14 protein-coding genes are annotated in these 13174 nt (G+C 30.2%); all 14 read right to left on the bottom strand.

Annotation, left to right across the window (positions count from 1 at the left end):
* Positions 1 to 72 precede the first annotated feature (72 nt).
* Complete coding sequence (locus JCM14822_RS16315; RefSeq protein ID WP_054743460.1) at positions 73 to 798, bottom strand: galactosyltransferase-related protein; 726 nt, start codon at positions 796 to 798, stop codon at positions 73 to 75.
* Position 799: 1 nt separating this feature from the next.
* Positions 800 to 1132 carry a glycosyltransferase gene (locus JCM14822_RS16310; RefSeq protein WP_054743459.1) on the bottom strand — a complete coding sequence of 111 codons (333 nt, stop codon included), beginning with the start codon at positions 1130 to 1132 and terminating at the stop codon, positions 800 to 802.
* Between the two features lie 12 nt (positions 1133 to 1144).
* On the bottom strand, positions 1145 to 4093 hold the full coding sequence (locus tag JCM14822_RS16305) for a non-ribosomal peptide synthetase (RefSeq protein WP_054743458.1): 2949 nt from the start codon (positions 4091 to 4093) through the stop codon (positions 1145 to 1147).
* Positions 4094 to 4119: 26 nt separating this feature from the next.
* On the bottom strand, positions 4120 to 5844 hold the full coding sequence (locus JCM14822_RS16300) for an ABC transporter ATP-binding protein (RefSeq protein ID WP_054743456.1): 1725 nt from the start codon (positions 5842 to 5844) through the stop codon (positions 4120 to 4122).
* Positions 5831 to 6598: an ABC transporter ATP-binding protein gene (locus JCM14822_RS16295; RefSeq protein WP_054743454.1), complete on the bottom strand. Its 768-nt coding sequence runs from the start codon at positions 6596 to 6598 to the stop codon at positions 5831 to 5833. Before JCM14822_RS16295 ends, JCM14822_RS16300 begins: the two co-directional genes overlap by 14 nt.
* 62 nt (positions 6599 to 6660) lie before the next feature.
* Positions 6661 to 7047 carry an ABC transporter transmembrane domain-containing protein gene (locus JCM14822_RS22755; RefSeq protein ID WP_054743452.1) on the bottom strand — a complete coding sequence of 129 codons (387 nt, stop codon included), beginning with the start codon at positions 7045 to 7047 and terminating at the stop codon, positions 6661 to 6663.
* Positions 7031 to 7582, bottom strand: a complete 552-nt coding sequence (locus tag JCM14822_RS22750; RefSeq protein WP_054743450.1) for an ABC transporter transmembrane domain-containing protein — start codon at positions 7580 to 7582, stop codon at positions 7031 to 7033. Before JCM14822_RS22750 ends, JCM14822_RS22755 begins: the two co-directional genes overlap by 17 nt.
* A gap of 12 nt (positions 7583 to 7594) precedes the next feature.
* The gene (locus tag JCM14822_RS16280) at positions 7595 to 8050 is read right to left on the bottom strand and encodes a cadherin repeat domain-containing protein (protein WP_054743448.1); all 456 of its coding nucleotides are present in this window, start codon (positions 8048 to 8050) and stop codon (positions 7595 to 7597) included.
* Positions 8047 to 8454, bottom strand: a complete 408-nt coding sequence (locus JCM14822_RS16275; RefSeq protein ID WP_054743446.1) for a hypothetical protein — start codon at positions 8452 to 8454, stop codon at positions 8047 to 8049. The genes JCM14822_RS16280 and JCM14822_RS16275 overlap by 4 nt, the downstream gene beginning before the upstream one ends.
* The gene (locus tag JCM14822_RS16270) at positions 8454 to 9011 is read right to left on the bottom strand and encodes a BtrH N-terminal domain-containing protein (protein ID WP_172674846.1); all 558 of its coding nucleotides are present in this window, start codon (positions 9009 to 9011) and stop codon (positions 8454 to 8456) included. The genes JCM14822_RS16275 and JCM14822_RS16270 overlap by 1 nt, the downstream gene beginning before the upstream one ends.
* An 11-nt stretch (positions 9012 to 9022) precedes the next feature.
* A complete protein-coding gene (locus JCM14822_RS16265; protein WP_054743442.1) occupies positions 9023 to 9973 on the bottom strand; it encodes a BtrH N-terminal domain-containing protein in 951 nt (316 codons plus the stop codon).
* Between the two features lie 10 nt (positions 9974 to 9983).
* Positions 9984 to 11180, bottom strand: a complete 1197-nt coding sequence (locus tag JCM14822_RS16260; RefSeq protein ID WP_054743440.1) for a phenylacetate--CoA ligase family protein — start codon at positions 11178 to 11180, stop codon at positions 9984 to 9986.
* Positions 11173 to 11433, bottom strand: coding sequence for an acyl carrier protein (locus JCM14822_RS16255; protein WP_054743439.1), 261 nt, complete (start codon positions 11431 to 11433; stop codon positions 11173 to 11175). Before JCM14822_RS16255 ends, JCM14822_RS16260 begins: the two co-directional genes overlap by 8 nt.
* The gene (locus JCM14822_RS16250; protein WP_083461518.1) at positions 11434 to 12918 is read right to left on the bottom strand and encodes a class I adenylate-forming enzyme family protein; all 1485 of its coding nucleotides are present in this window, start codon (positions 12916 to 12918) and stop codon (positions 11434 to 11436) included.
* Positions 12919 to 13174 lie beyond the last annotated feature (256 nt).

Below are 13174 nucleotides of genomic sequence, written 5' to 3'. Positions count from 1 at the left end.
AATACACAAAATTATTTATAGACCCTCTTTTGGTAATTAATTGGGTGCATTTATGCACGTTTATAGTATATATTAAAATTTAGGATAGTATTTTACAATAACAGACGGTGTTGTATATAATTGAATCCATATATCCAAATCTGTGATCCCTACTTTATCATAGATAATTAATGTGTAGTCTTGACTTATATTATTTTCTAAAACTTCCCTTTGAATCTTTTCATAGTCTGTACTATTTGTAAAATGTATTATTTTACATGGTTTATTACTTACTTTTTGTAGCTCCTTATAATGAATTGCTATACTCCTAAATAATTCATATACTTGTAAATCACTTAATCCTAAAAAACCTGGATATTTTTTTACAAAAACAGATGTATTATAATCTACCTCTTGAATTTGTGTCGTATCCACTTTATTTTTCTCTTTTAAACCATGAAATTGATGTAAAACTTCACCTTTACTATTAATTACTATTTTTAATCCTAATTTTTGAAGACGATAGACAAATTCAATATCTTCAATCCCCCACTTTTTTAATGCTTCATCAAATCCACCTATTTCATTAGCGTATTTTTTAGGCACTGCCAAATTACAAGTTAATGCAAATAAAAACGGTGTACTCATAGCTCCTGCATTATATGATAAATCTTCAAATATTGCATGTCTAAAATCTTTATTATGTTCATATTTACTTAAATAAGATTCACTAAAAAGTTCTTCTAATTGAACACCTTCATAAGTTATAGGTTCATATAAAAGTTTTCTTGTTCCTGCTACAATAATATTAGAATCCATCTCAAAAATTATTAAGCCTTAATAAATAATTAGAAGGTACAATAATATCTCCATCAATAAATACCAGATAATCCCCTTCTGCCTCCCTTATCCCAAAATTTCTAGCTTTTGCTCTTGATGACTCATCTGTTCTAGGGACATAAATATATTTAAGTAAATAATTCAAATGCATCTCATGAATTGCTTCTCCTGTTCCATCATTAGACCCATCATCCACAACAATCACTTCATACATCATATCATTTGTACATTCTAAATGATTCAGCGCCTCTAGTGTATTCACAATAAGATTTTTTGCTTGATAAGTTGGAATTATAAAACTATAACTTTTCACGCCACTCCCCTCCTATCCTATATTCAGTTTTTCTAAAACCCTATATATATTTTGTAAAATATCATACTCTTCTTCATATAATCCTAATATTTCATTACTAGTATGTATAATCATCATACTTTGTTCTTCAGTTAAATTTGATAATTCAAACGTATTAAAGGACTCATGTAAATAATCCACTCTTAATTTTTCCCATTTATCAACTAAAGCTTTATATAGACTGCAATATTGTTGCCATTTCATATCCAATTCTTGATTTTCACCAATATACATTAATCTTTGATATAATCCTTTTTTATGTTCTACAAGTAAATGAATTGCACGATAATCAATTGTAAATTTATCTTCTAATAGCTTTTTTAGTTGACTTGCTACTACTTTTTGTGCTTCTAATCCATATACAGCTTGTTTCTCTGGATATTCAAAATCGTATAATCTATAAAAATCACCGCTTCCTTCTATATAATCTTTTAAGTCTCTCATAAACTTCTGTTGACTAAATGGAAATGTTTTATAAGGTGTTTTCGGTTTAATTAGTTGTACCGCTGACCATGCACACCATGGGGCATATTCTAAGTAATGTTCCATTCCTTCTCTATATGCTACTCTCACCTCTTCTTCTGTAAAATCTAATTTACAAAACATCCTACAATCATCAAATCCTACTGCTTTAATAATGCGTGTTGCTTCATCATAACCATATATAAGAGAAGGATGAACAAAATGATTTTTATTATAATCTATCTTACATGATAAAGCATATTCATCTAGATGCATTACAATATAATAACCTAAATTTATTTTTTCCTTTATAAACGTTATAATATCTTGTTCATTTTTTAATAAATGATATCCTAAGCAAATTACATCTGCCAAATCATGATAACTATCTCTTGGTTCTAGATAATTTACTTCTGTAAAGTCATTCGTATCTGTATAAGCAAAAATTTGAATATAATTGGTATAATACCAATTCTTATAAGCATCATAGGCTAAAATAATACATAGTGGTAAACTACGATGTAAATACGATGTTACTTCTGTTTGAAAAGCAATCGGTAGGCTATAACTTGTCTTTATGACGCCTGACTCATAACTTGATATCGCATCTTCTCCTCTTAACACTTTAAGTTGCTCAAGATTTTTCATACGATACTGTTCCTGTACAAAGGTAAACTGATTCTTTTGTATCTCCTCTTTCTCTAAAATACCTATAATTGTTTCCTTTGCTAAAAGATCTGAGATATTAAATGTTATCCCATTATTTTTTGCTAAGCTATTTATTTGTACAGCTTTTAATGAATCTCCACCTAATTCATAAAAACTATCTTCTATCCCTATCGGCGTAACTTTTAAAACTGTTTCCCAAATACTAACCATTTTTGCTTCTTGTTCATTTCTAGCAGCAACATATGTTGCACAAACTTTATCTTCTATACCTGGTATGCTTAAGGCTTTTTTGTCAATTTTACCACTTGTGTTGATTGGAAATACCTGAACTTGTACAAAGTAAGATGGCATCATATAATAAGGTAATTGTGTTTTTAATGTTGCTCTTAACTCCTTTTTATCTATCTCACATGATGCTGTATAGTAAGCACACAAATATTTTTGCTGCATCTCATCTAAGAATACTTTTACTACTACCTCATTAATTCCTTCAATTTTACTAATTTCCTGCTCAATTTCTCCAAGTTCAATGCGATAACCTCTTAATTTAATCTGTGAATCCCTACGCCCTATAAAAGCAATATTTCCATCTGCTAAATAATAACCTAAATCACCTGTGCGATAAATTTTTTCCCCTTTTATATATGGATCTTCTATAAATTTTTCTTTAGTTAACTCTGGACTATTTAAATAGCCACGTGCTACACCTTTTCCACCAAAACAAAGTTCTCCTACTTCTCCATTCTTTACACACTCACCCGCTTCATTTAAAATATACAGATGAGTGTCATTAATACATTTTCCAATCGGAATACTTTCTTCATATTTTTCTGTAATTGTAAAACAAGTAGAAAATGTAGTATTTTCAGTTGGTCCATAGCCATTTATCAGTGTTAATTCTGGGTAAGCTGCCTTTAAATTATTAATATGTTTAGGGCTTAATACATCGCCTCCCGTTAAGATAACTCTAAACGCTTTAAATATAGTAATGTCTCTATCTACATACTGATTAAATAGTGCAACTGTAAACCATGCTATTGTCACATGATATGTCTCTATAAATGCTTTCAATTTTTCTATATCTAATACTTCTTCCTGACTTACAATACATAACGATAAACCATTTAATAACGCACCCCATATTTCAAATGTAGATGCATCAAATACTGGTGATGCTGCATGTAGTATTTTATCTGTAGCACAAAATGTAATATAATTAGGCTTATCCACAAGTCTTATTATACCTTGCTGCTCAACCATAACACCTTTTGGCTGTCCAGTTGACCCTGATGTAAACATCACATAAGCTAATGAGCGTGCATGGCTTCGCTCTTTTATAGTTAACATCATTTGTTCTATTGGCATTACTTCATCTAATACTTTTCCTATTTTTAATTTTATTTCAATATAAGTCACATCAAACTTTTCATTTTGCTTATGTTCAGGTATACATACAAATCGTGTTTGACTATTTTCCAACATATATATAATACGCTTATCAGGATAATCAGGCGCTATAGGCATATATGCCCCACCGGCCATCAAAATACCTAAAATGGCAACAATCATTTCCATAGAACGTTCCATCATAATTGCAACAACTTCTTCTTGTTGTATACCCATTTGAATCAATTGGTCTGCAACTTTGCAACTTTGCTTATAAAGTTGCTCATAACTCATTTCTTGATCTTGTGTATACAAAGCAATTTGGTTCTTATTTCTACTAACAACCTCTAAAAAACGTTCACTAAGACTTTTTTCTTTCACTTGTTTTTCATCTACTCCCTTCATGTTTTCGCCTCCTTATCTTTTAAATTTTAAAGTACACTTGCAAAAATTCTTTTATAAGTCTCATGTTCTTGTGCTAAAACTTTTGGTGTATTGTCTCCTACAACTCTGCCTCTTTCTAATACGATTACTCTTGACATTGCTTCTACAGCAGTAGAACGATGTGCGATTGCAATTACTGTTATATCTAATTGCTCTATTGCTTCATTTATAGCTCTTTCAGATTCACTATCTAATGCTGATGTCGCCTCATCTAAAATAAGTAATGATGCTTTTTTTAAAAATGCACGTGCTAAACATAATCTTTGTCTCTGTCCTACAGATAACTTTTCACCACCTTCACCTATTTTAGTATGAAGCCCTTCTGGTAATACTTTTATTTCATCCCAAATGTGTGCCATTTTACAAGCTACTTCTATATCTTTAATGCTCGCTTTAGGTGCAACTAATCTTAAATTTTCTACTATAGACACATTAAATAATATAAACTCTTGACTTACAATTCCTATATGTGCGTAATAACTTTTTAAGTCTATCTCTGATAAAGGTGTCCCATCTACTATAATACTTCCTTCAGTCGGTGTATAAATACCTAATATTAATTTAATTAAAGTGCTTTTTCCACACCCACTTGGTCCTACAATAGCAATATGTTCTCCTTGTTCTATTTGTAAATTTATATTTTGAAGTGCATTGCATTGACTTCCTTCATATTGATAATCTACATTTTTAATTTTCAAATTGCCGTTAAAAGTTTTGATTGCTTTTCCTTTAGACATTCTTTTACTATTTAATTTTTCTAATACACGTTCAATACCTGGTAAAAATGTGTACAAATTCATATCTAATTCATTTATTTTATTCAAACTTGCAATCATCTTTTCATAGTAGACTTTAAATACAAGCAAACTTCCTACTGTTAAATTGCCATAAAAAATAAGTACTGCACCCACAAAATAAATACTCAAATTAACAATAAAAGTATCCTTTACAATAACAAAATTAGCATTTGCAAACCAATTCATCCATTTTTCAAAGTTAGCTCTGCTTAACCTTTTCCAATAATGCACAAACTTACTACCACCATGTTTTTCTAAATGCAATGCCTTAACTTCTTTCCAATTTGTTAAATACTCCGCAATCCAATCTTCATATTTTCCCCATAAGACTCTATATAATTCTACGGATTGTGCCACCTTTGTCCCAAAATAGGTTGTTATTTTAAAAGATAATGGAATAACTAATAATCCAAAAAGGCATAAGGCAATATTCATTTTAAGTAACAAAATAATAACACTTACAACTGTAACAGCTTCTACAAAACTACAAATCATTTGTTGTACCAAAAAATTTTCAACACTTAGTACATCATTATCCAAGCAATTTTTTTGTTCTCCTACAATCTCTTTTTCTAAAACATGAATAGGCGTATATAATTGTTTATGCCATAAATCATACTTAACTAAAAAACTTGTTTTGTAATAAAGCTTATTTTCGGATGCTTTCATAATATACATTATTAATGTCTCAACACAGTATGTTGCTAAACATCCTATAACAACCCATTTTAGATATGACATTTGTTTTTTTAAAAGTACCTGATCTATTAGCATTTTGTTAAAAACAGGCATCAAAAGTCCTAGTCCTATAAGTATGACTTTCCCGATAATTACAAATATTAATGCACCCTTACTTGCTTTAAGGAAAGGATATAAAGCACGGTTAATTTCTAATCTTTTTTTAAATAGCTTCATCTTTTGCTCCTACTCCCTCCTTATTATATTGGTATTCATATAAATTTCTATATACTGTACACATATTCAACAAATTCTCATGTTTACCATAGCCAACTAATTCGCCTTTATTCAATACAGCAATACAATCTACATCTTGAATAGCTGAAAGGCGATGAGCGATAATAATAGTCGTTCTTCCCTTGCATAAACGTGCATAAGCTTTTTGAATCTCTTTTTCTGTTTCTCCATCTAAATGCGAAGTTGCTTCATCTAAAATTACAATAGCTGGATTCCTTAAAAATAATCTTGCAATGGCAACTCGTTGTTGCTCTCCACCTGATATTGATATATTTTCTCCACCTAATTTCGTATCTAATCCTTCTGGCAACTTTTGTAACACTGTTTCAAGTTGTGCATCTTTACAAGCCTGTAGCAATTCTTGTTCTGTTGCTTTAGGTTTTGCTAATAACAAATTATATCGTAACGTTTCATGGAATAATATGCATTCTTGCTGTACCATACCTACTTGCTCACGTAATAATCCTGTGTTAATTGTGGAAATATCAACACCATCAATACACACCTTACCTTTCTGCACTTTATAAAATCCTAGCAATAAATACATTAATGTTGTTTTCCCTGAACCACTTGCTCCTACAAGTGCCAATGTTTCGCCAGCTTTAATTTTTAAATTAAATTGATTCAAAAGTGTTTTATTGGGTACATATTCAAAATCAACATTTTCAAAAGTAACTTCTCCTTTTGTTACCATGAATCTTTTGTTACTTGTTACCTCTTCTTCTTCTCGTAAAAGTTCAAATACTTTTTTGAGAGCTACTTCATTTTTTTAGCACCTATCATCCTCTGACTTAAGATAATCAGTGATGTTTTTAATAAATTAAAATACCAAATTATTGCTGTAATTTCTCCTAAAGTCATTTCCCCTTTTTCTACTTTTAAGCTTCCTACAATATAAATAATCAACATACAAATCAAGCATACACCTGTATTGAGTCGCTCTGCAGTTAACTCATCTACCGCAATTTTTCCTTTAATACGTGTTAAATCTACTGTGTCCTTTGTAAAACGTCTATTTACAGGTATCGTACTATTCAATAATCTAATTTCTTTTAAACCACTTAAAATTTCATATAGCCACCCTATATGTTCCCCATATTTCTGCCTATACTTACTTGCACGTACTTCAATTTTTTTTACCACAATGTACTGCAAAATAAACTGCAACTGGTAACAATAAAAATAGTAATAACGTAATTTGCATATCAATTAATACTACAAATAGCAAACAAGTTACTATTTGCACATATAAAATAGCAATATTAAAGTAATTTACATGAATAAAATCCATAATTTCATCAGTATCTCTATTAATACGTGTCATTAAGTCTCCTGTCGTATATGTTTGCCTCTTTAATATAGGTAATGCTTCTACTTTTTTAAATAACCGAAAACGTATATCAAACAAAAAGCGGTTTGATAAATATGCGAAAGTTACTGTTTGAATAAATAACATTACCGCTTGAATAAGATAAATAACAACATAAAAACTTATGGCTTTTACATAAAAAGCCTTATTACTATGTAAAAAAACTTCATCTACCATCATTGAAAGTAAAAAAGGAAATGTCATAGTCAAAATGTTCGCTACAATAGTAGATGTAAATAAATTAAAAAATGAAACCTTATATTGTTTCGCATAAGCATAAACTTGCTTAAATATTATCTGATTTTCCACTTATCTCACCTCTTAGGCTTCTCCTTTCAAGAGGATTGGTACATCCTTTACTTTAATCTCTACTAGCACTGTCGTAGAATCTTCTAACGGTAATTTAAATTCTTTTTTTACAACTTCCTCTGTCACTTCAATGCTAAATTCATATTGTTTAGGTACTTCTTTATTTAAACATTTTACATACTTAATAATTCCTGTATGTCGATTGCTTGAAGCATCTTTAAACCAAATTACTTCTTGACCTTCTTCAAAATCTTTGCCTATGTTTTTCTCATCCTCCCATATAGCATCTATCCAATATGTATTGCCAGTAAATTGTATATTAGCATCATTAATTGTTATATAACTTCCCTTAGAGGTATGCGTTACAAGGATAAGAAGTAACATAATTCCTATTAACAAACTTCCTAATAAGAAATAAGTTTTCTTTACAATGTAATGAAAAAGTTTCTTTTTTATTTGTTTTTTCATTTAAGTCTCCCACTTGCCAATGCTTTTAAACTTAATGCAATCTGTAATTCTTCATTGATAATCTCATTAATAATTTTTATGAGCATTGGTATATAATCTCTTTCTTGATCTGTAAGTGATGCTACCATGACTCTTCTTACTCTACGCCACTTAGCGCCTACCGTTTCCAACTTTCTTCCATACTTTTCAAGTGCATCGACCCCATATTTATGTCCCAAATAATTTAAACATTCTCCAAAATTAAATCGTCTTGAACCGACATCTGAGATACGAAAGATAATAGGTGCTAACCAAATCATTCCTTCATAACCTCTTGCTTCTTCAGCCATATTAAAATGTGACTCTAATTCTCCTATAAATTTATGCATCCCCTCTATACCACTTATTCCATTTTCTAATAACATTACATCGCTGCATGTTTAACAATATCTTGCCATATAATATCTTTTTTCGCTTCACCTTTTCTGATTGTCATGCAATGTAGCTTTCCTTTTACCAAATTTTCACGACTTAAAGGATTCAAATCGGAGTTTTCAAAAGGATCTAAACACTGATAATCTCCTGTAATTTCATCTTTTCCAACTATTAAGCCATAATGAATAAAATTATGCCTTTCACCAACTAATTTCCAAGGAAAATAGTAGCTATCAGCCTCTACTATTACATCATGACCATCCTCAAGCTCTTTATTTAATAATGCAATTTGTGCTTCTATATCTTCTGTTTCATAATACTTTGTATGTATACCTATATAATTACTTAAGCAATCTAGTACTTTATACTCACCTCCACCTATTCGAAAACCTATTATTTGATTTTCTTCTTCTGGTGGAAAAAGCGTAAACCCCCAGTTTTCTGCAAACATTAGAGGATAGTCCACCCCTCTAGTAGTTAGCAAGGTTACCCATACATTTTCGAGGCAATTATATTGTTCTTTACTAATAAAATGATACTCTTTCATTTGCATCGTCCTCACTTACATAAGATTAGAATTTTCTTTGCTAGTGTTTCTTCTTGATCTGCTAACAAACAAATGGTATCCGCAATTTGAGAATATATATCTGTATTACATTTACCTTTATAGACATCAGCAAATTGTTCTCTTGTATTTTGCCAAATTTTACCAATTTTCTCCATTTCTTCACCGTACATCACTAAACGTTTTTCTTCAAAACGTTCCCCCATATAGATTAAGCATTTACTATAATTAAGTCGTTTAAAAAATACTTCGGCTAATTGCATAAAAAATGGACAATTGTATGGCAGTTCTTCGAATCCTGCTATTTCTATCGTTAAATCTAATGTTTTTATAGCCTGCGCAAATTGACGCATACTTTCAAAAGCATTATAAGGGCGTATCATAATATGCTCTATGTGACTCTTTAAAATATCTTGCCATATAATATGTGGTTCTTCTAAACATTTAATATTAATACACTTGGCAGTAGATTGATCAAATGCTTCCATAGAAAGTTTATTAACTTTTTTATTCCAATAAGGGTCAATAATCTCTATTTGCCCCATTTCATCTATACCAATTGCTATAATAAAATGCTTCATGTGAAGCTGCTTGTAAATATTCGTCCAAGGTACATAATAGCCATCTAGCCATAATACAACTGGTCGCCTTGCCTGAAGTTCTACTATTAAATTGTCTCTTTGCTTTTGCCTGTTACTTGTAAAAAGACATTTAGAGCCAATACCATGGTAAGCTTTTAAACTTTCCCATGCATTATATTCCCCCGACTCCACTCGTGTCCCTAATCTCTTATCTCCTTTAAGTGATTTTAAAAAAAAGTTAAAGTCCCAAGCCTTCATAAACATTAATAAGTGTTCTCTTTCATATCCTGTAGCTAAACATTCTAAAACATCTTCTAAGCAGTTATATGTACCTCGATGGGTTGGTTTAAATTCAGTTAACATATACGCCTCCTTATTTATCCTTTACATGTGAAGTAAATATTTTCATTTTTCCTGATTGTAATGGCTTTAATATATCTACATATTTAAAAATGACTTCTACATCTTTTCCTAAACCTCGTACAATATGATTCTTAAGTATTAATTCAGCTTGTGAATTATAGCCTTTGCCCTTTTCAATAGATATAACAAAAGTATTTACTGCCATTTGGTCCACGTGATAGCCTAATATACAATCTCCAAAATTTTGAATTACCTTATAAATACCTCGTTTAAAAAATAATTCGCCTAAAACATCATCTGTCCCTTTAATAATATCTCCAGTGCGACCACCAGCTAAACGAATTACCTGTGATGTCTGACCGCATTCACAAGCTACATCAGAAATTTCTCCTAAGTCTTGCAAATTATATCTTATAAGTGGCATCGCTTTATTAAACAGACTTGTCAGTACAATCTCTCCTACAGATTCTCCTAATTTATTTTGTGTTGGTAGCTGTTCTGCAAAAAATAAATTATTTTGCACATGTAAATGTCCACTAGGACATTCATAAGCAAAACACCAGCTTTCTATTGTCCCATAGTGATTAATTGTTTTTGCCTCAAAGATTCGTTCTACATAAGCTCTTTGTTCTTGTGTTGCATACTCTCCAAACAGCTCCAAATATTTGATGATTCCTGGCGTATACTCTATCTCACCCATTTCAATACACTTCGCATAACGTTCAAAACTAGAAATAGGACCTGAAATCCACCTTGGTTTAAGTGCTAATAACTTTTTAAAACACACTTTCATATTTTCAATTTCAAAGTTCAAGATGTTTCCGATTTTCTTATATGTACTAACATCATATAAATAAATATAATTCTCTAAAGAAACTTCTGAATCCCACCTTGCCCTTTGTTGCCAAACATTTAACCCTAATTTAGTACGTTCAGAATTTGTTTTTACACATTTTACTGGTATCCCTGTTGAACCACTTGTTAATTCAGAAAAAGTTGGTACAGGCATATTAGAAATATAGTCTTCATAATGTTGTCTAACTTCTTTTTTTGTAATAATAGGTAATCTATAAAAAATCTCTTCTATAGGTGCTGATAAATCTATTTTTTGCGTTTCAAAAATTGTTTTATAAAAAGCATTATTTTCATTTAAAAATGTAAATAATTTTTTTAGCTGTTTCTCATGATCCTTTAACCAACTATTCATGGGCCTCAACCTTTTCTTCTATATATTTTCTTAATCTTCCATAATTAGTCACCATTTCAAAAAGCTCCTTTTCATCTCCAATATATATATCAAATTCATTTTCAATACTTACAATCAATCGCAATACTTGAATTGAATCAAATAAAAAATCATCAATTAAATCTGCATCATCTTCAATATCCTCAATACACATTCCAATTCTAGCATGACTCATTATTAATTTTTTTAATTCATCATCTACACGTTTATTCATCTACTCCACCCCTAAATTAATATTTTGTTTGCGAATAATCTTGCCACTAATTGTTTTTTGTAAAGCTTCCACCTGATATATTTTACCTGGTATCTTATAATCTTCTAATTCTTTTTTACAATGCTTTAACACATCTATAAGTTTAATTTGAACCCCTTCAAGCCCTACTACATAAGCTACAATATCTTGTCCTAAAAGCTCATCTTCTTCTCCACGTACCAATACTTCCTTAATACCTTTAAATCCTAAAAGCACCCCTTCAATCTCCTCAGGATAAACATTCTTACCTGTTTTTATAATAAGATTATCTCTACGACCTGTTACATATAAATAACCATCTTTATCTTTATAGCCTAAATCACCTGTATGTAAATAATCATCCTTTAAAACCTTTTGAGTTTGTAATTCATTTTTATAATATCCTTGCATAACATTTGGACCTTTTACACAAATTTCACCAATTTCAAGAGGTAAGGCTTCTTGATTTTCATTCATAATCTTAACAGTTGTTCCTTCAATTGGTATACCACTTGATCCCTCTCTTGTAAGTAATTGTTCACGCATAATATACGTTACCCTAGGTGCAGCCTCTGTTAATCCATAAGAATAAATTAAATTTGTATTTGGAAACTTAAGTGCCAACTCTCTAATTTTAGCAATCGCCATACTTGCCCCATAAAAATTAATAATTCTAAGAGCATCTAAATCGTATGTTTCAAAATTACGTTCTCCCATCATGGCATTTAATAAAGTAGGTACACCAAATAAAACAGATATCTTTTCTTCTTCCAATACTTTCAGCGTACGACTCGCCGTTAAAATACCCGTCATCATATGAAGCGTGCAGCCATTAGCTAATCCTACTAATAATTCCCCTGTAATACTTGATGCATGATTAATATTTTTAATAAGCAAAATTTGATCTACATTTGAAAGTGCTAAATAATCTGAAATTGCCTTAACATTACTTTCAATATTTTCATTAGATAGCATAATCCCTTTAGGCATATTAGTTGTGCCTGATGAAAATAAAATAATTGCCGGTTTCTTAGGATTTACTGCTACTTCTTTAAGCCTTATCCCTGCATGTTCGATATGTAACTCATTTTCTTGTTTTTCCACATATAGAATCTTTAATTGTAATGATTTATTTTCTTCTAGCATTTCATCAAAAAGTTTCTTATATTTAGGTAGTGCAAGAATTGTATTGATTTCATAAAATTCTATAATCCCTTTTAATTTATTAATCCCACTTTTCATATAAACAGGAATAACAGTTGCACCTACTAAATTAATTCCAAAAAATCCTATAGCAAATTCTATACTATTATCCATTGCTAATAGTATATGTTCCCCTTCTTGAACTTTTATTTTCTTAAGCTCTTGTGCTATGTTTTGTGCAAATGTTTTTAGTTCATTATAAGTTACTTTCTTATCACATATCAAAGCTGTCTGCTCTCCATATAAGTTGCAACTTTTTCTAATAGATCAAAAATCATATTATCCCTCCTATGCATTTAAGTATAGTTCATAAATTTTTGTTCAATTTATTATACTCGCTATTTTACACCAAAACAATACATTATTTTATTTTTTTATATATATTTCAAACAATTTCGAACTTATGCAGTTCTAAATATTATTTATTTTCAAATATTTTAAAATATAAAAACTATTTTAACTAAAATTCTATCTATTTCTTAAATGAGGATATTTCATAATTCAAAAGTTGCCTTCTGTG

The sequence above is a fragment of the Cellulosilyticum ruminicola JCM 14822 genome, from assembly GCF_001311925.1.
GTDB classification, from domain to species: domain Bacteria; phylum Bacillota; class Clostridia; order Lachnospirales; family Cellulosilyticaceae; genus Cellulosilyticum; species Cellulosilyticum ruminicola.
Note: the sequence above shows the minus strand (reverse complement) of the source record. Positions and strands in the feature narration are given on the sequence as shown.

Excerpts from the sequence above, each read along its gene's own strand:
- JCM14822_RS16295 (WP_054743454.1), bottom strand. The coding sequence starts at position 6,598 with ATGGTAACAAAAGGAGAAGTTACTTTTGAAAATGTTGATTTTGAATAT.
- JCM14822_RS16305 (WP_054743458.1), bottom strand. The coding sequence starts at position 4,093 with ATGAAGGGAGTAGATGAAAAACAAGTGAAAGAAAAAAGTCTTAGTGAA.
- JCM14822_RS16280 (WP_054743448.1), bottom strand. The coding sequence starts at position 8,050 with ATGAAAAAACAAATAAAAAAGAAACTTTTTCATTACATTGTAAAGAAA.
- JCM14822_RS16260 (WP_054743440.1), bottom strand. The coding sequence starts at position 11,180 with ATGAATAGTTGGTTAAAGGATCATGAGAAACAGCTAAAAAAATTATTT.
- JCM14822_RS16270 (WP_172674846.1), bottom strand. The coding sequence starts at position 9,011 with ATGAAAGAGTATCATTTTATTAGTAAAGAACAATATAATTGCCTCGAA.
- JCM14822_RS16255 (WP_054743439.1), bottom strand. The coding sequence starts at position 11,433 with ATGAATAAACGTGTAGATGATGAATTAAAAAAATTAATAATGAGTCAT.
- JCM14822_RS16300 (WP_054743456.1), bottom strand. The coding sequence starts at position 5,844 with ATGAAGCTATTTAAAAAAAGATTAGAAATTAACCGTGCTTTATATCCT.
- JCM14822_RS16315 (WP_054743460.1), bottom strand. The coding sequence starts at position 798 with ATGGATTCTAATATTATTGTAGCAGGAACAAGAAAACTTTTATATGAA.
- JCM14822_RS16265 (WP_054743442.1), bottom strand. The coding sequence starts at position 9,973 with ATGTTAACTGAATTTAAACCAACCCATCGAGGTACATATAACTGCTTA.
- JCM14822_RS16275 (WP_054743446.1), bottom strand. The coding sequence starts at position 8,454 with ATGTTATTAGAAAATGGAATAAGTGGTATAGAGGGGATGCATAAATTT.